The 24,464-nt window shown below is 69.5% G+C and carries 19 protein-coding genes; 3 read left to right on the top strand and 16 right to left on the bottom strand.

Annotated elements, in window-relative coordinates; genetic code table 11:
* Positions 1-43: 43 nt before the first annotated feature.
* The gene (gene mazG, locus IT359_06215; GenBank protein ID MCC6928572.1) at positions 44-832 is read left to right on the top strand and encodes a nucleoside triphosphate pyrophosphohydrolase; all 789 of its coding nucleotides are present in this window, start codon (positions 44-46) and stop codon (positions 830-832) included.
* Between the two features lie 170 nt (positions 833-1,002).
* Here the strand turns inward: mazG and IT359_06210 are convergent, their stop codons facing one another.
* Positions 1,003-1,545, bottom strand: coding sequence for a DUF1572 family protein (locus IT359_06210; GenBank protein MCC6928571.1), 543 nt, complete (start codon positions 1,543-1,545; stop codon positions 1,003-1,005).
* A gap of 10 nt (positions 1,546-1,555) precedes the next feature.
* Complete coding sequence (gene asnS, locus IT359_06205) at positions 1,556-3,007, bottom strand: asparagine--tRNA ligase (GenBank protein ID MCC6928570.1); 1,452 nt, start codon at positions 3,005-3,007, stop codon at positions 1,556-1,558.
* A gap of 2 nt (positions 3,008-3,009) precedes the next feature.
* Here asnS and IT359_06200 point away from each other — a divergent pair, with 2 nt between their 5' ends.
* Entirely contained in the window at positions 3,010-4,503 is a 1,494-nt protein-coding gene (locus tag IT359_06200) for a HAMP domain-containing protein (GenBank protein MCC6928569.1), read from the top strand.
* 98 nt (positions 4,504-4,601) lie between these two features.
* Positions 4,602-5,156: a hypothetical protein gene (locus tag IT359_06195; GenBank protein MCC6928568.1), complete on the top strand. Its 555-nt coding sequence runs from the start codon at positions 4,602-4,604 to the stop codon at positions 5,154-5,156.
* Between the two features lie 90 nt (positions 5,157-5,246).
* Here IT359_06195 and recG read toward each other — a convergent pair whose 3' ends face one another.
* The 14 genes from recG to IT359_06125 form a co-directional block, all read right to left on the bottom strand.
* Positions 5,247-7,349 (bottom strand): ATP-dependent DNA helicase RecG, encoded by a 2,103-nt coding sequence (gene recG, locus IT359_06190; GenBank protein ID MCC6928567.1) that lies wholly within the window; start codon positions 7,347-7,349, stop codon positions 5,247-5,249.
* Positions 7,350-7,413: 64 nt separating this feature from the next.
* Positions 7,414-8,346: a signal recognition particle-docking protein FtsY gene (gene ftsY / locus IT359_06185; protein ID MCC6928566.1), complete on the bottom strand. Its 933-nt coding sequence runs from the start codon at positions 8,344-8,346 to the stop codon at positions 7,414-7,416.
* 68 nt (positions 8,347-8,414) lie between these two features.
* A complete protein-coding gene (locus tag IT359_06180) occupies positions 8,415-10,253 on the bottom strand; it encodes a hypothetical protein (protein MCC6928565.1) in 1,839 nt (612 codons plus the stop codon).
* Between the two features lie 55 nt (positions 10,254-10,308).
* Positions 10,309-11,481 carry a M23 family metallopeptidase gene (locus IT359_06175; protein ID MCC6928564.1) on the bottom strand — a complete coding sequence of 391 codons (1,173 nt, stop codon included), beginning with the start codon at positions 11,479-11,481 and terminating at the stop codon, positions 10,309-10,311.
* Positions 11,482-11,549: 68 nt separating this feature from the next.
* Positions 11,550-12,848, bottom strand: a complete 1,299-nt coding sequence (gene ftsZ, locus IT359_06170) for a cell division protein FtsZ (GenBank protein ID MCC6928563.1) — start codon at positions 12,846-12,848, stop codon at positions 11,550-11,552.
* 367 nt (positions 12,849-13,215) lie between these two features.
* On the bottom strand, positions 13,216-14,475 hold the full coding sequence (gene ftsA, locus IT359_06165; protein ID MCC6928562.1) for a cell division protein FtsA: 1,260 nt from the start codon (positions 14,473-14,475) through the stop codon (positions 13,216-13,218).
* Positions 14,472-15,182 (bottom strand): FtsQ-type POTRA domain-containing protein, encoded by a 711-nt coding sequence (locus tag IT359_06160; GenBank protein ID MCC6928561.1) that lies wholly within the window; start codon positions 15,180-15,182, stop codon positions 14,472-14,474. Before IT359_06160 ends, ftsA begins: the two co-directional genes overlap by 4 nt.
* Positions 15,183-15,214: 32 nt before the next feature.
* On the bottom strand, positions 15,215-16,600 hold the full coding sequence (gene murC, locus IT359_06155) for a UDP-N-acetylmuramate--L-alanine ligase (protein ID MCC6928560.1): 1,386 nt from the start codon (positions 16,598-16,600) through the stop codon (positions 15,215-15,217).
* An 84-nt stretch (positions 16,601-16,684) separates the two neighbouring features.
* Entirely contained in the window at positions 16,685-17,788 is a 1,104-nt protein-coding gene (locus IT359_06150; GenBank protein MCC6928559.1) for a glycosyltransferase, read from the bottom strand.
* A gap of 19 nt (positions 17,789-17,807) precedes the next feature.
* Positions 17,808-18,965 (bottom strand): cell division protein FtsW, encoded by a 1,158-nt coding sequence (locus tag IT359_06145; GenBank protein MCC6928558.1) that lies wholly within the window; start codon positions 18,963-18,965, stop codon positions 17,808-17,810.
* Positions 18,965-20,344: a UDP-N-acetylmuramoyl-L-alanine--D-glutamate ligase gene (gene murD / locus IT359_06140; GenBank protein ID MCC6928557.1), complete on the bottom strand. Its 1,380-nt coding sequence runs from the start codon at positions 20,342-20,344 to the stop codon at positions 18,965-18,967. Before murD ends, IT359_06145 begins: the two co-directional genes overlap by 1 nt.
* Positions 20,341-21,645, bottom strand: coding sequence for a phospho-N-acetylmuramoyl-pentapeptide-transferase (locus tag IT359_06135; GenBank protein MCC6928556.1), 1,305 nt, complete (start codon positions 21,643-21,645; stop codon positions 20,341-20,343). Before IT359_06135 ends, murD begins: the two co-directional genes overlap by 4 nt.
* A complete protein-coding gene (murF, locus tag IT359_06130; GenBank protein MCC6928555.1) occupies positions 21,536-22,921 on the bottom strand; it encodes a UDP-N-acetylmuramoyl-tripeptide--D-alanyl-D-alanine ligase in 1,386 nt (461 codons plus the stop codon). Before murF ends, IT359_06135 begins: the two co-directional genes overlap by 110 nt.
* Positions 22,918-24,459 (bottom strand): UDP-N-acetylmuramoyl-L-alanyl-D-glutamate--2,6-diaminopimelate ligase, encoded by a 1,542-nt coding sequence (locus IT359_06125; GenBank protein MCC6928554.1) that lies wholly within the window; start codon positions 24,457-24,459, stop codon positions 22,918-22,920. The genes murF and IT359_06125 overlap by 4 nt, the downstream gene beginning before the upstream one ends.
* Positions 24,460-24,464: the final 5 nt, after the last annotated feature.

Genomic DNA, 24,464 nt, shown 5'->3' with positions numbered 1-24,464 from the left:
CTTGGGCGTGCGGGGCGGGTAGTATAGGCCTTCGGAGGAGACTATGCAAGCTAAAGCCACACTTGAAGATACGCTCGCACTCATGAGGGATCTTCGCGCCCGTTGCGAGTGGGACGCCGCGCAGACGCACGAGTCGTTGCGCCCGTACCTGATCGAGGAAGCGCACGAACTCGACGACGCGCTGCGCGAAGGCGATGTGGCGTCGACTCGGGAGGAACTTGGCGATCTCCTGCTGCAGGTCCTCTTTCACTCGGTCGTCGCGGAACGGAACGGCGACTTCGACATCGGCGACGTCGCGGCCGGTCTCATCGGGAAGATGCATGCGCGGCACCCGCACCTGTACAGCGATGGCGAGCGGGTAGCATGGGAAGCGCTCAAGGCGCGCAAGCGGAGCTCCTTCGAAGAGGGGCTGCCGGCCGGGCTCCCTGCCCTGCACCGCGCCCACCGGTTGCAGGATCGCGCGGCGGGGGTCGGCTTCGACTGGGACGGTATCGACGGTCCGGCGGACAAGGTCGCCGAGGAGCTCGCGGAGGTACGGGCTCAGATCGAGGCGACGCCGGTGGTGCGATCGCCGCACGGCGCGCCTCAGCACGACGAGGCGCACGCGCTGGTGGAGGGCGAGCTGGGCGACCTGCTCTTTGCGGTGGTCAATCTCTGCCGGAAGGCGGGGGTGCACGCGTCGCTCGCGCTGGACAAGGCGAATGCGAAGTTCGCGCGGCGATTCGGTGGGATCGAGCGGCTGGCGGCGTCGCGGGGAATCGATGTGAAGACGGCGGGGTTGGCGGTGCTGGATGAGCTGTGGGAGGAGGTGAAGCGGGGGGAGGGGCGGTAGGGTGAGGGTGTGAGCGGGCGGGCGGGGGGGGGGGTGATCGGGGGGGGGCGGCGTGGTGTGGAGGGGTGAGGTGCGGAGAGGGAGATTGCAGGGGTGCACCAGCAAGTAACTGAACAGTCAGTTATGCAGATGTGTGCACCAACCCTCTCGCCCCCCTCTCCTTCCCCGCCTCACTCGATATCCCCCCGCCCATCCCCCAAAAACGTCGGCCGGGCCAACCCGTTCGCGTCGTCGTAAAAACGGATCTCGCCCGGCGCGTACATCTTGGCCAGCAGGATCACCTGCCCCACGTGGCCACTGAAGTGCTCCACCACATGGTACAGCGCCGAAAACACCGTCGTCTCGCGCCCCTGGATCCGACGTACCTCTCCCAGCGACTCCGGTCCCAGTCGCGCCAACACCGCGTCCACGTCGCTCAGCGCCTTCTCCAGGTGCTCCAGCAGCGCCACCGCATCCATCCCGCCGTCGGCTGCAAACTCCGCATCGCGCTGCCGCACATCCGGCGCACCGCCAATCCCGCTCACGACCCACTGCCGCACGTTCCCCGCCAGGTGCAGCACCAGGTTCCCCACACTGTTGCACGTGGGATGCGGTCGCCACCACAGCTTCGCGGCCGGAACGGCGAGCACCGCCGAGCGCAACTTGGCCGGGTACTCCAGCCCGAGGTAGTAGCGACTCCGCTCGAGGAACCGCACTCCCACGTCGACGGTCACGAGCGCTCGCTCACGGGCGCAGGCGGTGCATCATGCGCGGGAACGGGATGCACTCGCGAATGTGCGGCGATCCGCAGACCCAGGCGATGGTCCGCTCCAGGCCAATCCCGAAGCCCGAGTGAACGAACGTCCCGTACTTCCGCAGGTCGAGGTACCACCCGTAGGCATCCTCCGGGAGCCCCTCCTCGCGGATGCGATGCAGCAGCTTGTCGTGGTCATCCTCGCGCTGCGACCCGCCAATGATCTCACCGTATCCCTCCGGCGCCAGGCAGTCGTTGCACAGCACGGTGCGCGGGTCGGCGGGATTCTCCTTCATGTAGAAGGCCTTTGCCTCCTTGGGATAGTTGCAGACAAAGATGGGTGTGTCATGGTCGGCCACGAGGAGCGATTCGTCCTCGGCGCCAAGATCGTCGCCCCACTGGATGCTGCTCCCCTTTGCTTGCAGCGTCCGGACGGCATCGGAATAGTCGATACGGGGAAACGGCGTGACGATCTTTTCCAGGCGCGAAACATCGCGCTCCAACTCCTTCAATTCCGCCTGACAGCGCTCGAGGACACGCCTGACGATGTGCGTCACAAGCTCCTCTTGCAGCCGCATGTTATCGTGCGTGTCGTAGAACGCCATCTCCGGTTCGATCATCCAGAACTCGGTGAGGTGACGCCGCGTTTTCGACTTCTCCGCACGAAAGGTCGGGCCGAAAGTGTAGATCCGCCCGAGCGCCGCCGCCGCAGCTTCCCCGTACAACTGCCCCGTTTGCGCCAGGTACGCGTTCCCTTCGTCGAAATACTCCGTGGAGAAGAGCCCCGAGCGCTCGCCGATCGCCGCTGTCAGGATCGGCGTGTCGACGTGGACGAAGCCCCGTTCGTAGAAGAAGTCGTGAATCGACTGCTCGATCTCGTGACGGATGCGGAGGATCGCCACCTGGCGCGCGGACCGCAGCCACAGGTGCCGGTGATCGAGGAGGAAGTCGATCCCGTGCTCCTTGGGCTGGATCGGGTAATCGATGGGCGAGTGGCCAATCACCTCGAGATGGGTCACGCCCATCTCGTACCCTCCCGGCGACCTCGGCTCGGCACGAACTTCGCCGGTAACGGCCAGGCTGGTCTCGTGGGTCAACGTTGCGTACCGTCCCCAGACCTCGGGGTCGAGCTGGTTCTTCACCAGGACACATTGCATCGTCCCCGTACCGTCGCGGAGCACGACAAAGGCGATCTTGCCAGACGAGCGAAGATGCGTCGCCCAGCCGCGGACCGTGACGACCTGGCCCACGTGCTTCGGAAGCGACGAGATGATAGCGTTCGGAATGGTCACGAGGGGGAACAAGGGGTGACGATGAGCCGCGTAAGCTACGGGTGGTCCGGAGGGCGTGCAACGGAGGCGCGACAGGGCCGCGTACGCGCGGCGCACCGGCGCGCGTCCCGCACCGTTCGCCGCGAGGAACGCCGAACCGAGGGCGCCCATCCATGATGCTCCGCACGCGACTCGCCGTGGGAATCGGCGGCATCGTGACGCTGATGCTCGTCCCCGTCGTCCTCTCCCTCCTCTCCATGCGGCAACTGCGGGAGGACACGGAACGCATTCGCGACCAGGAGTTCCGCGCCACGGTGGTCCTGGGAAAGGTCCGCGCCGCCGTGCAGGAGCTGGATCAGTCCAAGGACTACCTCTCGATCCTCCCCGAGGAAGCGACGCTCACGCAGGTGCGCCAGAAGCTCGACGCCGTGACCACACTCGTCGACTCGCTGGAGCAGGCCAACGGGATGGCGGGAATCAGCCGCGTGCGGGCCGCGCTGCGCCTGATCGCCGAGGAGGCCGACCACGCACACCAACTCGCCACAGCAGGACGCACGGCCACGGCCGATTCGGTCATCGACCGCGCCATCAGCCCCACCATCGACGACATCGAACGGATCGTCTCCCTCTCGGAACAGACCATCCAGGACCGGACGCGGGAGCGCGTCAACGACATCGCCGTCGCCTCGGAGCGCTCGCGCGACACGTCGCTGCGTCTCCTGGCGGCCGCCGCGGTGCTCGCGGTCCTCATCGGACTCTGGCTCACGCAGTCGGTGTCGCGCCCCATCGACGAACTCGACGCCGGGATGCGTGCCGTGGCCGAGGGAGACTTCGGCCACCCGTTGCAGCTGGCGCCCCAGCGACAGGACGAGTTCGGGCGCCTCGCCAAGTCGTACAACTCGATGGCGACGCAGCTGCGCGAACTCGATCGCCTCAAGGCGGAGTTCATCTCGGTCGCCTCGCACGAGCTCAAGACGCCGATCAACGTCGTGATGGGCTACTTGCAGCTGCTGCAGGAGAACGTCTACGGCGAGCTCAACGAGCGACAGCTCGAGATCGTGAAGACGCTCACCGCACAGTCCAAGTCGCTCTCGCGCCTCGTGCGACAACTCCTCGACGTCTCGCGCTTCGAGGCGGGCGGCGGCAAGGTGGAACCGCGCACCTTCCCCCTCCCCGCCTTCCTTGGCGACCTGGAGCGAACGTTCCGCGTCCTCGCCATCCAGCGGAACGTGAAGTTCACCGTCACCCGCTCCGACGACCTCCCGCACGAGGTGCGCTGGGACCCGGAGCGCATCAACGAAGTGCTCGGCAACCTCCTCTCCAACGCCTTCAAGTTCACCCCCGGCGGCGGCCAGGTCGAACTGGACGTCTCGCGCGACGACGCCGGCGTCCGCATGCGCGTGCACGACACCGGCGCGGGGATCCCCGCGACGGAGCTGGCCTACGTCTTCGAGAAGTTCTACCAGGCCAACAATCAGACGACCGGGATCAAGGGGACCGGGCTCGGCCTTGCGATCGCGAAGGGAATCGTCACGGCGCACGGCGGGACCATCGGGGTAGAAAGCACCGTGGGCGTGGGCACGAGCTTCGTGTTGCACCTCCCGATCAAGTCCACGGCCACTCGCATGACGCCACTGCACATGGAAGAAGAGGTCACGGTCGGATGACGCACTGGCACGGCGCTGGCCGATTGGCGAACGCGCGGCGCGAGGCACGTCGCGCGCGTGCAAGCGGCGGATCGTCCCTGGCTCGTCGTCACACCCGCTTGGCCCCTGCTCGGCACGTCGGGTGGCTCGTGGTCGCGCTGCTCGCCGTGAGCTGCCGGCGCCCCGCTCCCCCACCGCCGACGGTCGTCCACATCGCGCCGGTGGCGGCCCCCCCGATTTCGCCCTGGCCCGGGACGCTCGCCAACGCGCTGCGCGCCGCCGAAGCCGGGAAGTTCGACGACGCCGAGGGGGTGCTCTCGCAGTTCTCGGTCGAGCACGCAGGAACACCAGACGGGGCCGAGTCCGACTTCTGGCGCGCCCTGCTCAAGACCGACCCCAACAACCGGAAGGCGACGCCCCGCGAGTCGATGGCGTTGTACGACGCCTACCTGAGCGGCGGGCCCAGCATGCCTCGTTATGCAGAGGCGCAGATGCTGCGCCGCGTCGTGGAGGCGCTCGACTCGACGCGCACGCTCGTTTCCACCCTCCGCGCCTCGTTCGAGTCGCGCGACAAGGGACGCGACGACGAGATCCGTCGCCTCAATGACGCGCTGGACCGCACCACCGCAGAGCTGGAGCGCATCAAGCGCCGCCTCACGCCAAAGCCGCAGTAGCATCAACCTGCCGTGCGGCCGACATCGCCCGAGTCGCGGCCCCCGTCACGGGGGAGCACGGGAGGGCACGAGCCGCGGCGTATCGCCCGCTCACCCGACGCGAAACAGCTCGAGCGCGTGCTGGTAGCGGGACGTGAGCACGGTACGGATCCCCGCGTGCTCTCGCTGTGAGAGGTTAGGGTCGGCCTCGAGCAGGCGCTGCGCGAGGGCGCGCGCGCGGTCGTTGAGCGCCTCGTCGCGCAACACGTCGGCCACGTGAAAGTGGGCGTCGCCACTCTGCGCCTTGCCGAACAGATCGCCCATGCCGCGCAGCCGCAGGTCGGCGCGGGCGATCTCGAAGCCATCCTCCGTGCTGGTGAAGAGCGTGAGCCGCTCCCGTGCCTCCTCTCCCACATCACCCAGCAGGATGCAGAACGATTCCTCGGCGCCACGCCCCACGCGCCCCCGAAGCTGGTGCAGCTGCGAGAGGCCGAATCGCTCCGGGTGCTCGATGAGCATCACCGTCGCGTTGGCGACGTCGATCCCGACCTCGATAACCGTTGTCGCCACGATGATGTCGATGGCGCCGTCGCGGAATTCGCGCATGATGGCGTCGCGCTCGTCGGCCGGCACCCGACCGTGCAGCAGCGCGACCCGGCGCTGAGCGAACGGACCGGCGGCGAGCGCGGCATGCATTGTCGTCGCCGCCTTGAGGTCGGTCTTCTCCGACTCCTCGATGACGGGGTAGACGATGTACGCCTGACGCCCCTTGCCGACCTGCGCATCGACGAACTGCAGGACCCGCTCGCGCGCCGATTCCGGGCGAAGGGCGCTCGTCACCGGCTTTCGTCCCGGCGGTCGCTCGTCGAGCGTGGAGACGTCGAGATCGCCATAGAGCGTGAGGGCGAGCGAACGCGGAATGGGCGTGGCGCTCATGAGCAGGATGTCCGGCGCCGCCCCCTTGGCGCCCAATGCGGCGCGCTGCTCGACGCCGAAGCGGTGCTGCTCGTCGATGACGGCGAGCCCCAACTTTCCAAAGCGGGTCTGGTCGGTGACCAAGGCGTGCGTGCCCACCACGAGGAGCGGCGCCCCCGAGGCGAGCCGGTCGTCGACGCGCCGGCGTTCGGCCGCCCCCAGGCTTCCCGTCAGCAGCTCCGGGCGCATGCCTAACGGTTCGAGCAGCCGGGTGATGGTGCGGGCGTGCTGCTCGGCCAGGAGCTCGGTGGGGGCCATCAATGCCGCCTGGAAGCCGTTCTCCACCGCCAGGAGCGCCGCGAACAGCGCCACCACCGTCTTCCCGCTCCCCACATCGCCCTGCAGCAACCGATGCATGCGGCGCGGCGAGCACATGTCGCCCGCGACGTCCTTGAGCGCGCGCACCTGCGCCCCGGTGAGCGTGAAGGGGAGCGCGGCGCGGAGCTGCGAGGTGAGCGTGCGCCGGTTGGTGAAGACGACGCCCTGTCGCGGTTCGCGGGCCAGGGCGTTGGCGCGCCGTTGCAGGAGCTGCACGAACAGGAGCTCGTCGAACGCGAGGCGATCGCGCCCCACCTCGGCCTCGGCCACCGAGTCCGGGCGGTGCATCATGCGCAGCGCATCGGCGAGGCCCACCACCCCCGCCGCGTCGCGCATGGCCGCCGGCAGGTGCTCCTCGACCAGGGCGAGGAGTGCGGTCAGGTGCAACTCCACCAGCGCGCGGATCTGCCGGGCGGTCATCCCCTCGGTGGCCGGGTACACCGACAGGACGCGCCCCTGGGCGTTCCCGGAATCGTCGGCGCCGAGGTTGACGAACTCGCGCGGTTGCAGCTGCCGGCCGTGGTAGAAGCGCACCGGCCCGGACAGGAGGAGGACGTCATCCTTCTCGATGGTGCGGTCGAGGAACGGCTGCCCCGGCCACGACACCTCCAGCATCCCGCTCGCGTCCTTGACCACCGCCTGGAAGATCCGCAGCCCCTTGCGCGTGGGAATGATTCCCTTGGAGACCACGCGCCCCATGATCGTCACGTCCATTCCCGCGGCGACGCCCGCGATGGGGGCGATCGAGCTCGCATCTTCATAGCGATGCGGGATGTGGTACAGGAGGTCGCGCGCCGTCTCGATCCCCAGCTTGCGCAGCAGCTGCGCGCGACGCTCCCCCACGCCCTTGAGGAACTGCACGGGCATGTCGAGGGTGATGCGTGCGGGACGTGCGAGTCGATCGTCGCGACGAACGGCCACGGGCGCTCCAGCGAGAGGGGCGGCGCGGCCCGACGACCGCGACCCGCCGTTGCACCTGACGCGCTTACTCTTCCAGCAACTCCCGGGCGAACTCCCCGGCATCGAACGGCTCGAGGTCGCCCAGCTGCTCCCCCACCCCGACGAACTTGACGGGGACGTCGAGCGCCTCGTGCACCGCGACCACGATCCCACCGCGCGCGGTTCCATCCAGCTTGGTCACCACCAGCCCCGTCACCGGGACGGCCTCGGAGAAGGTCCGCGCCTGCACGACCGCGTTCTGCCCGATGGTTCCGTCGAGGACGAGCAGCGTCTCGTGCGGCGCCTCGGGCATGCGGCGCTTGATCACGCGCGCCACCTTCTTGAGTTCCTCCATGAGGTTGTCGCTCGTGTGCAGGCGGCCGGCGGTGTCGACGATCACGACGTCGGCCCCGCGCGTCACGCCGGCATCGATCGCGTCGAACGCGACCGCCGCGGGATCACCTCCCGCCCTCCCCCCGATGAACTCCGCCCCGGTGCGCTCCGCCCAGACCCGCAACTGGTCGATCGCACCGGCGCGAAACGTGTCGCCAGCTGCAACCATGACGCGCAACCCCTGCTGCCGGAGTCGCGCCGCCAGCTTGCCGATGAACGTCGTCTTTCCCGCCCCGTTCACCCCGATGACCAGGATCACGGTGGGGCCGCTCGCCGCCAGGCGCAGCGCCGGATCGGCGTTCCCCGCGCGCAACGCCGACTCCACCCCGTCGCGAAGCGCGGCCAGGAACTCGTCGTGCGTCTTCACCTTCCCGCGCTGCGCGAGCCGGTCCACGTCCTCGACCAGCCGCAACGTGGTCGCCACGCCGAAGTCCGACTCGAGGAGGAGTTCCTCCAGCTGCTCGAGCGACCCCTCGCGCGTCCCCTTGCGGACCAGGGCCGACACATCGGTGAGCGCAATGTCCTTGATGCGCTGCCACAGCGAGCGCTTCGGGAGGTCGTCTGAGCGTTTGAAGAGCCTGGCCATGGTCCCAAACTTAGCGCATCGCCGCGCGACCCGGGCAGCGCCCCGTCGCTACCGACGTAGCGCGCTCGCTAGCGGAGCCCGATGCGTCGGCGCAGCAGCCACTCGGCGCACAGCGCCACGAGGGCAATCGCGAAGAGCCACGAGACATCGCGCGCACGCGGCGCCTCGCCCAGCGTTGCACCGCTCCCCATCGCCCCCGCCTGGACTGTTCGCCGGCGTGGCAGCAGCTCCGCCGATGGATTGACGACGAGGAGCGAGTTGCCACCCGCGGTTCGCACGTCGTAGACCCCCGGCGGCGGGGCCACCGCCTGCGTGACATTCGCCCCCGCACCGAACCGAAGGTCGATCGAGTCCGCCCCCCCAGATGTTGCCGCGCCGGACGCTGACGGTTGCGCCGAGGTGCCCGTCCCGCGCCTAACGAGCACCGCCCGTACCAGCGAATCGCCGGTGGCGCCGCGCCGCCACTGTACCCCCTCGCCCGCGCGCACCGCCGCCTCCACCGGGAATGCCGCCCGCACGTCGGCCCGCTCACCCGCCAGCCAGTCGAGAATGCTCCCCCACACCGCCGTGAAGGCGTCGCTCCCGACACCGCCTCGCACGCGCCAGCGCCAGAAACCAGAGGCGGCCGCGACAACGATTCGCCGCGGCCGCTCCCAGCCAACGATCGCCACGCGCGCATCGAGGCGGCGCGACCTACGCGTCACGAGCATCTCGAACTCCGCATCCGCCGGCACACCCGCGCTCACGTCGAGCGGCGGGAGCGAGTCCCATGCCGTTCCGCTCAGCGGCGTGCTCACCGGCGAGATCGGCGCCCCGGTGGCGAACCACTCCCCCTGCGTCGCTTGCGGGGGAGCGACGAGGGCAAGCGCCCCGCGCGTGGCGGCGCGCGGAGCCCCGAAGAGCGCCGTGTCACCATGAATGACCACGACCGGCGCCTCGCGCACCGCGCGGCGCACGACGTCCTCGCTCACCGCCTGCAGCTTGACGTCGTCGCGCCACTCGCCAGGTGCCACGCGGAAGTAGGCGCGCGTGGGGAGGAGGACGGTGCCGCGCAGGAGCGCCGCCAACTCGCGCGAGTCGAGGTCGGGCGACGTCGAGACGAGGACCGCGGCCGCACCGGCGGTGAGCTCGACGACGGCCGACGACGCGTCGTTTCCAGGCTCGCCGTCCTGCGGCACGTTGATCGCGGCCCGCAACTCGGTCGGCGCCTGTCCGGCAGGTGCAACGAAGCGCATGGTCACGGTTCGCTCGCCGAGGGCGGGGAGCGAATCGAACCGCTGCATCGCCACGGAGCGGCCTCCCAGGTCGAGCGTGAGCGTCCCCGCCGGCGCCCCGCCGCTCCCCGCACCAATGGTCACGCGAACCTCCACGGAGTCCCCGGCCGTGGCAACGCGCGGGGCGCGCACGTCGAGGACCGCGGCATCGGGGCGATCGGTCGCGCCACCAAGCTCGATGCGCGACCCCGCCGGGAGCGACCGCAAGGCGTCGGGATCATCCAGCTCGCCGTCGGTGAAGAGGACGAGCGGGCGCCCCGCCGCCATCGCGCGCTCGGCCGCTGGCCGAACGCGCGACGCCTTGTCCCCCGCCGCCACCGAATCGCCCGCCAGCCGCAGCGAATCGCCAAACAGGTAGAGCGAGTCGCCGGCGACATCGCGCGCGCGCCTGGCCACCGAGTCGAACGCCGAGGCATCGCGCCCGCGTCGCCATGAGGATGAGACGTCGAGCGCCACGAGCGGCGAGGGAGTGCGCCGCGCTCCAATCGCGGTGTTCAACGCCAGCGCCACGAGACTGGCGACCGAGACGGCTCGCAATCCCGCAGCCCACCAGCGTCGCTTGGCACGGACGTGCGCATATGCAGCGACCGCCCCGGTCACGCCGGCGGCGAGGACAATCAACCAGGAAATCATGTCGGGAATCTACGCCCGAGCCTGTGTGGGCGCTGTGCGTCGAGGACGAGTCGCCTCAGTTGGAGTCGGCAACCTGCGTCGTCGCGTGCTGCAGCAGGGCGAGGACCGACTCACGCACGCGGGCGAAATCGGCCACCTCGCCCGCGGCGAGCGGTGCCCCACCGGTGGAGGCAAGCGCGGTGCGCGGATTCTGCTGCACCCCGCCCACGAGGACCTCGAAGTGGAGGTGGGGCGCGGTGGCGAGCCCCGTCATGCCGACATAGCCGATCGTCTCGCCGATCCCGATGCGGAGCCCGGCGCGCACCCCGCGCGCAAAGCCGCGCAGGTGGCCGTAGCGGGAAACAAAGCCGTTGGCATGCCTAACGTCGACCACGTTGCCATAGCCGCGCATGCGGCCAGCCCGCACCACGACGCCGTCGCCAACGCTGCGCACGGGAGTGCCCGACCCGGCCGAGTAGTCGGTGCCGCGATGGGCGCGCCACACGCCAAGGATGGGATGCCGCCGCATCCCGAAGATGGAGGAGATGCGACGGAACTCGAGCGGGGCGCGCAGGAACATCGCCTGCAGCGACTTTCCGGTGGCGTCGTAGTAGCGCCCCTTCCCATCCGGCCCCTCGTAGCGGATGGCATCGATGCTCGTCGCACCGGATGCGTACGAGGCAGCGAGAATGCGCCCGATGCGAACGGCCCCCTGCGGCCCCGACTCGCGCTCGAAGAGGACCCTGAACTGGTCGCCCGGCTGCAAGTCGCGGCTCATGTCGAGGCGATACTCGTAGATGTCGGCGACGGTCCAGGCGAGTTCGGCGCGCGCGCGCGACGGAAGGGTGGGCGCCCCCTCGTCGACGGCATCGTACAGGGTGCGCGCGATGTTGCCATGCACGACCATGGTGTCGGTCGTCCACGGCATGCGCTCCTCACGCCCGACCCAGCCGCTGTCGGTCTTCGTCAGGTGCAAGACGCGGTCGATCGCGAGCTGGAAGATGATCTGCGTGGGGCGCCGCCCCTCGTGCCCGCCCAGGGTGACGCGCATCCCCGCCGGAAGGCGCCGCGCGTCGAGTGCGGTGGCCGCGCCAAGAGCGGAGGTCGCCTCCTCGGTCGAGAGCCCGCCGCGCGAGAGCAGTCCGCTCAATGTCTCGCCACGCGAGAGGGAGTCGACGCGCACGCGCCACGTGGGAGTGCGTGTGCCGTTGATCACGTCGCCGGCGCGCTTTTCAGGGATCGGACGCACGACGGCGATGGCGCCCCACGCAAGGAGCGCCACCGCCGTAGACACCGCCAATCGAGCGCCCCAGCGTCTCAATCCATCTGTCTCCGGATGAATGTCGGGATATCCATCGGGTTGATCTCCGTGGCAGGCTGCGGCGGGCGCGCGAACTTCCGGTTCGGGTCGTTCGGGACCGCGGGACGCGACTGGCCGCCGGGAATACTACGCAACGGCGCGGTCGTGCGCTGGCCGCCAATGGGGATGACGTTCGGCGTCGGCGACTGGGGCGCAGCACTCGGCGCCTGGTTCGCACCGCTCGCCGCCGCGTGAGCACCACCGGCGACCGCGCCGCGATCGGCCGTCACGTACGGGACGGCCGCCGGCTTGGTCGTGACGTTGGCCGGAACGCTGATGAACGCAGATTGTCCCATTGCCTTGTCGAAACCGGTGGCAATGACGGTGACCCGAATCTCGCCCTGCATCGCCGGTTCATTGACGGCACCGAAGATGATCTCGGCCTCATCACCCGCGGCGTCATGCACGATTTCGGAGATCTGCGTCACTTCGCCCAGCGTCAGGTCGCCGCCGCCGGTGATGTTGAGCAGGACGCCGCTCGAGCCGTTGATCGAGATGTTGTCGAGCAGCGGCGACGAGATGGCCTGCTGCGCCGCCTCCATCGCGCGATTCTCGCCACGCCCGATCCCGGTTCCCATCAACGCCGACCCACCGTTCTGCATCACGGTGCGCACGTCCGCGAAGTCCACGTTCACGAGCCCCGTCTTGGAGATGAGCGTCGAGATGCCCTGCGTGGCGTGGAGCAGCACCTCGTCGGCCTTCTTGAGCGCGTCCTGGAAGGGGATCCCCTTGCCGACCACCGCGAGCAGCCGCTCGTTAGGCACGATGATCATCGTGTCCACATGCTTGCGCATCTCGGCGACCCCCATGTCTGCCTGCCGCATCCGCTTCCGCCCCTCGAAGAGGAACGGCTTGGTGACGATGCCGACGGTGAGCGCGCCCGCCTCCTTCGCGAGCTCGGCGACGACCGGCGCCGCCCCCGTCCCCGTCCCGCCCCCCATGCCGCATGTGACGAAGACGAGGTCCGCGCCGTGCAGTACGCGCCCCACCTCGTCGCGATTCTCCTCGATCGCCGAGCGCCCGATCTCGGGTCGGGCGCCGGCGCCGAGTCCGCGCGTCAACTTCTTCCCGATCTGGATCTTCACATCCGACTTCGACGCCAACAGCGCCTGGGAGTCGGTGTTGATCGAGATGAACTCGACGCTCTCGAGTCGTTCCTCGATCATTCGGTTGACGGCGTTCCCGCCACCGCCACCCACACCAACCACCTTCATGCGAGCGTTCTGGATTGCGTTCTCCTCGAATTCGAAGATCATGGCGCGCGCGGCTCCTCTCGTGGCGAGGACGTCAGACGTGATGGATTCCGTGATTGCGAGATCGCTCCAACGACGCGAGTGACTGCATAACGTCACGCATCGTGTCGATCAAGTCGCGCAGAATATAACGTGTTTGTCCGTACAGGCCACGTGTGAGCGAAAGCAAGATTCTGCGCCGCGATCGCGACGCGAGTGCGACCAATGTTTCTCCACATTCCCTAGGAGAACATCACGTTTGTAACGCGACGGGCGGCGCCCATTCCGGACGCCGCCCGTCGCACCCTAACGATACCGATCGCCACTCCCGCTCGCGTTCACTCACTCCCGTTCGCGCAGCTCCTGCGCGTGCCCATGGCGCACGCCGCACTCAGAAGAAGTCCTGCAACCACGTCTTCACGCGCTGTGCCAACTTATCCACATTCGGTGCATTGAGCTGCAGCCGACGGCCGCCCGGTGCCTCGCTCCCTAACGCGACACGCGAGGCCGCATACAGCGCGAGCCCGACGGCGGTGGCAAAGCGTGGCGCCTCGACCGCATCGACCAACCCGCTGAGGTTCTCCGTCGGCACGCCTACGCGCACGCCCGTCCCGAACACGTCGGCCGCAAGCTCCGTGATTCCGGGAATGGCCGCCGCGCCGCCGGTGAGCACCACGCCCGCGCTCAGCTTCCCCGCAAAGCCGGCCGCCTCGATGTCTCGCATCACCAGGTCGAAGATCTCGTCGGTGCGCTGGTGGATGATGTGCGCCAGGAGTTCGCGCGGGATCTGCCGCTCGCCCTGTGCGACCGTGCTCGGCAGCGTGATCACCTCGGACGGGTCGACCATGGGCTCGTAGGCGCAGCCGTAGCGTTCCTTCAGCCGCTCCGCGTCGGCCTGGGTGACGCCCAGGCCGTGGACGATGTCGTTGGTGACGTTGTTCCCACCGAACGGCACGGTGCCCAGGTGGCGGATCTTGGCCTCGTGGAAGAGCGCGATGTCGCTCGTGCCGGCGCCCATCTCGATGAGCGCGACGCCCAGTTCCTTCTCGTCCTCGGTGAGCACGGCCAGCGCGCTCGCCAGCGGCTCGAGCACCAGCTGCAACGGCTTGTACCCCGCGCGTTCCACCGCCTTGCGCAAGTTGAGCGACGGTGAGCTCCCGATGGTGACCAGGTACATCTCGGTCTCGAGGCGCGTCCCGACCATGCCGAGGGGGTCGCGAATCCCCTCGTTCTTGTCGACCGTGTATTCCTGGGGAATGGCGTGGAGGAGTTCGCGCTCGGGGGGAATGGCCTGCGCTCTCGCCACCGCGTTGGCACGCTCGACGTCGCCGCGGGTGATCTCGTCGCTGCTGACGGCGACGATTCCCTTGGAGATCATCGCCTTCACGTGCTCACCGGCAATCCCCACGAAGCACGCGTCGACCTTCACGCCGGCCATCTGCTCCGCGTCGCTCACCGCCTTGCGGATGGACTGCGTCGTCTCCTCGATGTCGGCCACGACGCCGCGACGCAGCCCCGTGGTGCGCGACTGCCCCACGCCAAGGATCTTGATGCCGGGGTGACGCGGGAGGTCGCCAACGACCTCGGCGATGATGGCCGTGGTCTTGGCGGACCCGATGTCGAGTCCAGCGACCAGTCGTTCCACATTCATGGGAGTCGGGCGATGACGAGGTCCTTGTAGCGCAGGTCGAGCTCGACCGCCTTGAGTCGGCGCTTGGCGAGATCGGCCTCGACGGAAGATAGCTGCAGAAGGCGCTCGGCGCGCAGGTTCAGCATGGCGCGCACCGGGATGTCGACGAGTTGGAGGATGACTTCGTCCTTTCCCACACGGCGTGCCTCGCTCACCCGCCCGTAGTACTCGGGCATCTCTGCCTTGAGGTCGCCCAGCAGGCGGAAGAGCGCGGTGTCGACACGCGGCACGATCGGGAGGTCGACGCCCCATCGTGCGGGGTCGAGCGGGAGGACGCGCCCCCCCTCGTCGTACGCCTTGAACCCGGACGCGGCCGGCACCAGCGCAATGGGGAGGTTCTCGTCGATCGTGACGACGAGCGTGCTGGGGAGGCGTCGCGTGACGCGCGCGCTTCGCACCTGCGGATGCGAGGCGGCTCGCGCCTCGAGCGAGTCGAACTTGTTCCAGATGGAGAAGGTCGTATCGATGTGGAGGCGCGCGGCGATGTCGGAGGGCCTCGCGAACCGGGTCCCGCGAACCTCGACCTGCTGGACCCTAAAGAAGGCAAGATCTCGTCCCCACCACGGCGTCGCGGCGATCGCTGCCGCCACGAGCAGGAGCGCGACGATGTACCACCCCCACTTGCGGCGGCGCGGCGCTTGGGGGGCGCCGGAGCCCGTGACCGGCACGGGGGGAGCGGGCGCAGGGGATGCCGCGCGGCTCACGCTGCGCTCCCCGCCGCGAGGCGGTGCAGTAGTTCAGGGCCGACCCGCGTGACATCGCCCGCTCCCATCGTGACGACCACGTCTCCCTCGCGCACGAAAACCGCGAGCGCCCGTGCGGCATCGGCGCGATCGCCATTCCACACCGGGGCATGACCGGCGGCCGCCATGACGTCGCCAATGAGGGCGGAGGAGACGCCGGGGATGGGGTGTTCGCGCGAGGGATACAGCGACAGCAGTGCGCACGCATCGGCGGCGGCCAGCGCCTCGGCAAATCGCGCGGCGAAGTCGCGCGTGCGCGAGTACAGATGCGGCTGGAAGGCCACGACGAGTCGCCGCCCCGGAAAGGCGGCGCGCGCCGCGGCAATGGTAGCCGCGACCTCGGTGGGGTGGTGGGCATAGTCGTCGACCACCGCCACGCCGCTCGCCGTCCCCAGGCGCTGGAAGCGGCGCTCCACACCGCGAAAGCGCTCCAGCCCGGGACGCATCGCCTCGAGCGTCGCGCCTAACGCCAAGCCGCTCCCGATCGCGGCGAGTGCGTTGCGCACGTTGTGGACCCCGGGCACGGCGAGCGTGACGTCGCCGATGCCCTCGCCATCGAAGGTCACGGCGACCATGGTGCGCCCATCCTCCAGGGGGCGCGGCACCCCGACGAGACGGGCATCTGGCGATGCCGTCCCGTAGCGCAGGCATTCCGCCCCGCCGCGGGCAGCGAGCGACGAGGCCCCGGCATCGTCGGCGCAGAGGACGATGGTGTGCGCCGGGGCGACAAACTGCTCGAAGGCGCCGCGGATGTCGTCGAGGTCGCGGTAGATGTCGAGGTGATCGGCCTCGATGTTGGTGACCACGGCAACCGCAGGCGACAAGGCGAGGAAGGAGCGATCATACTCATCGCTCTCCACGACGAAGAGGCGGTCGCCGTCGTAGCGCAGGTTCCCGCCCCACTCCCCCACCCGACCGCCCGCCACGCCCGTCGGGTGCAATCCGGCCGCGGCGAGCGCCTCGGTGGTCATCACGGTCGTGGTGGTCTTGCCATGCGTCCCGGCGATTCCCACGAGCGTTCCGCCACTCACCGCCTCGCCCAGCGCCTCGGCGCGCCTGACGATGGGCATCCCGCTGGCGCGCGCCGCCTCGAGTTCGGGGTGGTCTCGACGCATCGCCGAGGTGACCACCAGCGCGCGTGCCCCGGCCACGTGCGCGGGGTCGTGCCCCTCCCGCAACGCAATGCCGAGCCTCGCCAGGCTGGCGCCATCCTCGAGGTGCGCATCGCACCCCGTGACCGGCACGCCGCGCCTAACGAACAACTCGGCGAGCGCGCTCATCCCCGCGCCAGCGACGCCGACGAAGTGCACCGGCCGGGGATCGGTCGTGTCGAGGAGGGGCATGAGGCGCAATCTAGTGCGACGGTGCGAAAAGGGATTCGGGAAGGCAAGCCAGTGCGGCGCGCGCCTCGCGCATCGGCGACGACATCAGGAACCCACCGGCGGCAGCAACGCCGCGATCCTCGTCGCGATGTGCGCCGCCGCATCCGGGCGGCCGCGCGCGCGCGCCGCGAGCGACCAGCGTGCCCGCCACGCATCATCGCTGGCCGCCTCGTTCACCACCTGCGCCAGCGCATCGCTCGTGGCATCGCGCTGGGCCACCCAGCGCGCGGCCCCCGCGTCGGCGAGGGCGCGCGCATTCGCCGTTTGGTGATCGGCGGCAGCCGTGGGGAGCGGCACGAGGAACATGGGGATCCCCCATGCGCACAGTTCCGCCGTGGTCATCGCACCGGCGCGCGCAATGGCGAGGTCGGCGCACGCATATGCGTCGGCGATCGGCGAGAGGTACGGGCGCACGACGACGCGCGCACTGGCGCGTGCCTCGTAGCGGTGAATGTGGTCGCGCCCGGTTCCCCAGATGAGCCCGACGCCGGGAGGGAGGCCGAGCGCGAGCCATCCGTCCACCAGCGCATTGAGCGCGGCCGAGCCCTGGCTCCCGCCGAAGGCGAGCACCACGAGGCGCACGTCGTCACCGAAGCCCCACGCGCGACGTTGCGCCGCGCGATCGGGGGGAAGCGCGGGGGGGGGCTCGATGGGGTTGCCGGTGTCGATGGCACGCGATCGTGCAGCTGGCGGCAAGCGATCGGCTGCCTCGGGAAAGCCGAGGTAGAGTTCGCGCGCCCACCGGGAGAAGAGGGCAACCGTCCGTCCCGGGAACGAATTCTGTTCCTGCACCACGAACGGGATGCGACGCCACGCGGCAAAGGCGAGCGCACCCGACGCCGCATAGCCGCCCGTGGCGACCACGAGGCGCGGTGCGCCCTCGCGCGACAGCGCCGCGAGGCGTTGCCACCCCTGCAGCAGTCCGCGCGCCGTCTTCCAGTTGTGCCAGGGGGCGGAACGATACAGCGGGTGGAGATCGAGCAGCGTGTACGGGAAACCGGCGTCGGGGAGGATCACGCGCTCGATGCCACGCGTGGCCCCGACAAAGTGCGGCTGCACGTCGGGGCGCACGCGCACCAGGGCGCGCGCGATGGCCAGCGCGGGATACAGGTGCCCGCCGGTTCCGCCGCCCGTGAAGAGAACGCGCACGCCTGACGATGCCCCGCGCTCAGACGGGGGCGGTGGCCGCCGCCCCGTACACCTTCTCGCGCGCGCTCCCGATGTTCACCAGGATCCCCGTGAGGACGAAGCTGAGCAGCAGGTTCGATCTCCCGAACGAGACAAACGGCAGCGTGAGTCCGGTGGTGGGGAGAAGCCCGATGACGACGCCGATGTGCAGGTACGCGGTGATGGCCGTCGTGCAGGTGAGGCCGATGGCCACCAGCTGCAAGAAGCGCGACCGCGCCTGGCGCGCGATGCGGAAGCCGAGCCAGGCGTACAGCGCGAAGGCCAGCGTGATGAAGGTGATGCCGATGAATCCCCACTCCTCGCCGATGTTGCTGGCGATGAAGTCGTTGTAGCCGAACGGGACCCAGCCGTACTGCTGCAATCCCTGCCCGAACCCCTTCCCCACGATCCCGCCGGACCCGACGGCGATGAGCGACTGGCGCAACTGGAAGTTGATCGCCTCGGGGGCGTCGCCCGATCCCATGAACGACAGGAGGCGCGACATGGCGTACTGGCGCTTCTCGATCTCGTGCCAGAGGAGCGGCGCGGCGAGCATCCCGAGGAGGATGAAGTGCCCGATGCGCACCTCGGCGGCGAAGAGGATGATCCCCATCATGAGGGTGAACATCATCGCCACCGAGAGGTCGGGCTGGAAGAAGGCCAGGAGGTCGAGGACGCCGACGACCACCAGGAAAGGGAGGAGCCCCTTGGTGAGGCGGCGCATCTGGTCGCCCTTCTTGAGCACGAGCATGCTGGTCCACACCACGACCGCCAGCTTGCCGAACTCCGACGGCTGCAACGAGGCGCCGAGGATGAAGCGGCGCGACCCGTTGATGGGGGGGGCGATGGCCCTCGTGAAGGGGAGCACCGTGATGAGCATCAGGACGATCGTGGCGATCATCGCCGGCCAGGCGTACTTCTCCAGCTTCTCCGCATCGAACTTGGCGGCGAGGGCAAAGGCCAGCATCCCGGCCGCAACGCCCGCCAGCTGCTTGAGAAAGTAGTACGTCGAGTCGTGGTCGGCCTGCATGGCCACGAATGCACTCGCGCTGTAGAGCGTGGCGAGGCCGAAGGCGGTGAGGACAGCGGTGACCAGGACGAGGGCACGCGCTTCGGGCCCCATCGTCCAGCGCTCGCGCACGCGCATGGGGTCGTGCATCACCCCTCTCCTCGCGCGGCCGCCGCGAAGGCGCGGCCACGCTCTTCGTAGTTGCGGAACATGTCGAACGACGAGCAGGCCGGCGCGAGCAGGACAGCATCGCCGCTGCGGGCGAGTTCGTGCGCGCGCGCCATGACGTTCGCAAAGGAGCCGTCGACGCGCTGCACCGCGGCGCGTCCCGCGAGGTCGCCCTCGATGATGGGTGCGGCCTCACCGAACGCGAGCACCATGCGGCAATGCCGCGCGATGGCGTCCAGCAGCGAAGTGTAGGCCTCTCCCTTGTGCCGTCCGCCCAGCAGGAGGATCGTGGGACGCTGCATGCTCTCGATGGCGACCAGCGCCGAGGCGACGTTGGTCGCCTTGGAGTCGTTGATCCAGAGAACGCCCTCCCGGTCCGCGACGGGCTCGAGGCGATGCGGAAGGGCCCGGAACGACTCGAGCGCCGCCACCATGCGCGCGCGGTCATCGAAGCTCTCGTGCGCGGGATCGGTGGCCATGACGGCCATCACCGCCGCCAGCGCATTGGCCACGTTGTGGCTGCCGAGGAGGGGGAGCTGGTCGCGCGTCATCAGGATCTCGTCGTCCACGATGAGTTGGTGCTTCCCCTTCCCGCCCAGGAAGGCATCGCACAACCGACCAAATGCCGAGAACCGGAAGTGCTTCCCCTCGATCCCGCGCGCCATGGCCACCGCGGCGGGATCGTCGGCGTTCACCACCCAGTTGGAGTCCGCGTGCGCATGCCGGAAGAGGAGCGCCTTGTCGGCATAGTACGCCTCGACCGAGTCGTAGCGGTCCAGGTGATCGGGCGAGAGGTTCGTGAGAACGCCGACCGTCGGGTTGATGGACGGTGTGTCGTGCAGCTGGAACGACGAGACCTCGAGCGCGACCCACGCCGGCGGCGCCGCCCGCAGCGCCACCTCGCTCAGCGGTGTGCCGATGTTTCCCGCCGCCTCCACGCTCACTCCAACGCTGCGCAGCAGGTGCGCGACGAGGGCGGTCACGGTGCTCTTGCCGTTGGTCCCCGTCACCGCCACGTAGCGCAGCCCCGGCATGGCCGCGAGGGCGAGTTCGACCTCGCTGATGATCGGGACGCCGGCCGAGCGCGCCGCGACGAGCGGAGGCGCCGTCGGCGGGACGCCCGGGCTGGCAATCACGAGCGACGCCCGCGCGATGCGCGGCAGGTCGTGCCGCCCCACGTCGACCGACGCCCCGACGGCCAGCAGCGATTCGCGCGAGACGGCCACGGCGGGGGCCGTGCCGGCATCCGATGCGTAGACCTGCGCGCCAAGGCGGCGCAACAGGAGCGTTGCCGAGGAGCCACTTCGCCCGAGGCCCACGACGGCAACCTCGCCGCGGGACCAGTCGTATGCAGGGATCATCGCAGCTTCAGGGTGGTGAGGGCCACGAAGGCACACAGGATCCCGAGGATCCAGAAGCGGACGACGACCTGCGTCTCCTTCCATCCCTTCAACTCGAAGTGATGGTGCAGCGGAGCCCGCAGGAAGACACGGTGCTGCTGGGCGTACTCGAGCCCATATCGGCGCTTGCGATACTTGAAGACGGTGCGCTGCACGATCACCGAGGCGGTCTCGGTCGCGAAGACCCCACCGATGAAGAGCAGGAGGAACTCGCTCTTGAGGAGGATGGCGATCGCACCGATCGCACCGCCCAGGGCGAGCGACCCCGTGTCGCCCATGAAGACCTGCGCCGGATACGTGTTGTACCAGAGGAATCCGATGCATGCCCCAACCAGCGCCATGCAATACACGGTGAGTTCGCCGGCACCGCGCAGGTAGAAGAGCTGCAGGTAGGCGCTGGCGTCGATGCGCCCCATGACGTACGCAAACAGCGCAAAGGTGACGAGGGCAATCGCGCTCAGCCCCGCCGCCAGCCCGTCGAGGCCATCGGTGAGGTTCACCGAGTTGCTGACGCCGGTGAGGATGAAGGTCGTGAACGGAACGTAGAGCCAGGCGAGTCCCGCCGTCGCCGGGACGATGAGCACGTACTTGAGGAACGGGAGCGTGGTCGACGCCCCGGGGAGCGTCGATACCGGGAACTTCCAGAGGATGAAGCCGAAGAGGAGCCCGATCGAGACTTGCCCCGCCAGCTTGTAGCGCTCCACCAGCCCCTCGTTCTTCTTCCCTTCCCGCTTTTGCCGGAGCTTGAGGTAGTCGTCCAGAAAGCCGATGCCGCCCATCCAGACGGTCACGAGAAGTGCCAGCAGGACGTACCGGTTGTCGAGACGCGTCCAGAGCAGCGTGGGAATGATCGAGCAGGCCAGGAGGATCAAGCCCCCCATCGTCGGCGTCGTCCCCTTGTGCTGGTGCGAATCCGGCGTCCCTTCGCGCACCACCTGGCGTATGCTCATGGCCTGCAGGCGGCGCACGATGAGGGGGCCGATCAGGAACGACAGCAGCAACGCGGTGACGGCCGCAGCCGCGGCGCGCACCGAGATGTAGTTGATGAGCCGGAGCGGCGGGAAATCCGGGACGAAGCGACTAAGAAGGAAGTGCAGCACTCGCTTGGGGGAGAAGACGGGTAGACGGGAAGACGAGAAGACGAGGCGCGGGTCAGTGAGTGGGTGAGGGGTCGGCGGCGGGGAGGCCGGCAAAGTGGCGGAGGTGCGGAACGAGTCGCTCCAGGCGCGTGCCGCGCGAGCCCTTGAGCAGGACGACGGCATCCATCGGGAGGCGTGGCGCGAGCAGCGGCCAGAGCGACTCGGCGTCGGCGGCGACGATCACGCGGGGATCGTTGGCGGCGAGCGACTGCAAGGCGTCGGCAAAGTCGCCCACGCCGGCGATGACCTCGGCCTTCGACGCGAGGGCGCGTGCGGCGATCTCGCGGTGCAGCTCGCGCGCGTGGAGCCCGAGCTCCAGCATCGAGCCGAGCACCGCGACGCGCGGTCGCTCCCCCCCGATGGCGTCGAGCATCGCGAGCGCCTCGCGCGCCGACGCCGGATTGGCGTTGTAGGCGTCGTTGAGCAGCGTGAGCGTGCCCACCGACTCCAACGTGCTGCGCATGCTGAGCTGGGGCATGGCGGCGATGGACTGCGCGGCGGCCGCGAGGTCGACGCCGCAGGCGCGCGCGACCGCGAGCGCCAGCATCGCATTGCGCACGTTGTGCGCGCCGAGCATCGGCAGCTGCAACCGTACGTCCCCCAGCTCCGCCCAGCCGCGCCCATCCGCGCCCACCCCCCAACGATCGGGGTGCAGGTCGCCCCCCTCGGTGCCGGCGGCTATCACGCGCTGCGCGCGCAGGCGCGCCTCACGCGCCACCTCCGGCTGCGAGGCCGGCGTGATGGCGATGGGGACGTCGACGAAGATCGCGCACTCCTCACGCAGCACGCCGTCCATGTCGCCCAGCCCCTCGAGGTGCTCCTCGCCGATCGAGGTCACCACCGCGAGATCCGGCTCCACGATCGCGCGCAGTGCGGCCACCTCGCCCGGATGGTTGGTTCCGACCTCGACCACGGCAATCCCGGCATCGTCCGGAATGGCGAGCAGGGTGAGCGGGACCCCGACCTGGTTGTTGAGGTTCCCGCGCGTGGCGTGGACATCAAAGGCGCTGGAGAGTGCGGCGGCGACCAGCTCCTTGGTGCTCGTCTTTCCGTTGGAACCCGCCACCGCCACCACCGGCCCGCCCCAGGCGCGCCGGCGATACCTGCCTAACGCGCCCAGGGCGCGCGTGGTGTCGTCGACCACGAACACCGGCACGTTCAGCTCCACCGCACGCCGCGCATCGGCGACCACGACGGCCACCGAACCGCGTTGAACCGCCTCAGCCAGGAAGTCGTGCCCGTCGAAGCGCTCGCCGATGAGCGCCACGAAGACGTCGCCAGCCGCAACGATGCGCGTGTCGGTCACCACGCGCCCCAGCGCCACGTGCCCTTCCGGGCGCGCGCCGCGGAGCTGCGCGCCCAGCGCCTGCGTCAGGCGGTCGAGCGTCCAGAAGCTCATCGGTCACCCTCCGAGGCTCCGCGCGCGTGGCCCGCGAGTTCGCGCACGATCGCCTTCTCGTCGAAGGGATGGTATGTGGTCCCGCGAAGCTGATAGGTCTCGTGTCCCTTGCCGGCGAGCATCACCACGTCGCCTGCCGTGGCGAGGGTCAGCGCCCGCGCGATTGCCATGCGGCGGTCCTCGATGCGTTCATGCGGGCGGTGCATGCCGAGCTCGATCTCGTCCAGGATGCGCTCCGGATCCTCGGTGCGCGGATTGTCGCTCGTGAGGATGACGACGTCGGCGAGTCGCTCAGCGATCTCGCCCATGATCGGGCGCTTGCCTCGATCGCGGTCGCCGCCGCAACCGAAGACGACGATGAGGCGTCCTGCGGTGAACGGGCGAACCGCGGCCAGCGCGCGCTCCAGCGCGTCGGGCTTGTGGGCGTAGTCGCGCAGGACGGCTGGCGCGTCGAGCACGCGCTCGAGGCGTCCCGGCACCTGCGGCAGCGTCGAGAGCCGCTCGGCGACCTGCTCCACCGGGAGCCCCAGCGCCCAGGCGGCGGCCGCCGCGCCTAACGCGTTCGACACGTTGAAGTCCCCGATGAGCGGGAGCCGCACCTCGGCGCTGCCGTCGGGGGTGGCCAGCGTCCACTCACTTCCACCCGGGCCGACAGCGACGTCGTTGGCCCGCACCTCGGCAAAGACGGAATGCAGCCCGTAGCGAACGAGTCGCGGCGCCACCGGGAGGGCGCGCCAGGTCTCCACGTCGTCATTGACGACGGCCGCGCCACCCGGCGCCAGCTGCGTGACGAGGCGCGCCTTGGCCTCGAAGTACGCCTCGGGCGTCCCGTGATAGTCGAGGTGGTCGCGACTGAGGTTGGTGAAGACGGCTGCATCGAACGGGACGCCTTCCACGCGGCGCTGGTCCAGGGCGTGCGACGAGACCTCCATCGCCACGCGACGCACGCCGGCGTCGACCAATGCGCGAAGGACGCGCTGGAACTCGACGGGTCCCGGCGTCGTGAGCCCGCTCCCGCCGGGGAAGGCAGTTCCCTCGCTCCCGACCAGGACGCCGAGCGTCCCGATGGAGGCCGCCGGCGCCTCGGGCGCGTCGAGGAGGTGGCGCAGCATCGAGACCGTGGTCGTCTTGCCGCTCGTGCCCGTCACTCCAACGATCGACAGCGATCGGCAGGGGTCGTGGTGGAAGGCGGCGGCGGCGATGGCGGCGCCGCGACGAGCGTCGCGCACCACGAGTCGCGGCAGCGCGGTGCGCGATGCATCCTCCACGATGGCAACGGCGGCACCGGCGGCGCTGGCGCCGTCGAGGAAGTCGTGCCCGTCGCGCGCGCTCCCCCGTACGGCGACGAAGAGTGCGCCGGCCGTGACGGCGCGCGAATCGTCGGTGATGCCTGAGATGGAGGGTGGCAGCTCCCCGACCACGTCGACCAACTCGCCCCCCTCGCGCAGCGCGCGCACGATCGCGTCCACGGCAACGCCCGAGTCCGGCGCGACCGTTGGCGGTGCGACCGTTGGCGTCGCGGCGGTCGACCGTGCCATGTCGT

The sequence above is a fragment of the Gemmatimonadaceae bacterium genome (assembly GCA_020852815.1).
Lineage (GTDB): Bacteria > Gemmatimonadota > Gemmatimonadetes > Gemmatimonadales > Gemmatimonadaceae > SCN-70-22.
The sequence above is the reverse complement of the archived record's forward strand: the minus strand, read 5'-3'. Positions and strand labels throughout refer to the sequence as shown.

Bases quoted from the DNA above. Each gene is read 5' to 3' on its own strand.
- asnS (MCC6928570.1), bottom strand. From the start codon at position 3,007: ATGGGCGCCCTCGGTTCGGCGTTCCTCGCGGCGAACGGTGCGGGACGC.
- IT359_06135 (MCC6928556.1), bottom strand. From the start codon at position 21,645: ATGCCGTCGTCCTGCTCAAGGGCTCGCGCGGCACGCGCCTGGAGCGAC.
- IT359_06200 (MCC6928569.1), top strand. From the start codon at position 3,010: ATGATGCTCCGCACGCGACTCGCCGTGGGAATCGGCGGCATCGTGACG.
- IT359_06125 (MCC6928554.1), bottom strand. From the start codon at position 24,459: ATGGCACGGTCGACCGCCGCGACGCCAACGGTCGCACCGCCAACGGTC.
- murD (MCC6928557.1), bottom strand. From the start codon at position 20,344: ATGATCCCTGCATACGACTGGTCCCGCGGCGAGGTTGCCGTCGTGGGC.
- murC (MCC6928560.1), bottom strand. From the start codon at position 16,600: ATGCCCCTCCTCGACACGACCGATCCCCGGCCGGTGCACTTCGTCGGC.
- murF (MCC6928555.1), bottom strand. From the start codon at position 22,921: ATGAGCTTCTGGACGCTCGACCGCCTGACGCAGGCGCTGGGCGCGCAG.
- IT359_06180 (MCC6928565.1), bottom strand. From the start codon at position 10,253: ATGATTTCCTGGTTGATTGTCCTCGCCGCCGGCGTGACCGGGGCGGTC.
- ftsA (MCC6928562.1), bottom strand. From the start codon at position 14,475: ATGAATGTGGAACGACTGGTCGCTGGACTCGACATCGGGTCCGCCAAG.
- ftsZ (MCC6928563.1), bottom strand. From the start codon at position 12,848: ATGATCTTCGAATTCGAGGAGAACGCAATCCAGAACGCTCGCATGAAG.
- mazG (MCC6928572.1), top strand. From the start codon at position 44: ATGCAAGCTAAAGCCACACTTGAAGATACGCTCGCACTCATGAGGGAT.
- IT359_06145 (MCC6928558.1), bottom strand. From the start codon at position 18,965: ATGCACGACCCCATGCGCGTGCGCGAGCGCTGGACGATGGGGCCCGAA.
- ftsY (MCC6928566.1), bottom strand. From the start codon at position 8,346: ATGGCCAGGCTCTTCAAACGCTCAGACGACCTCCCGAAGCGCTCGCTG.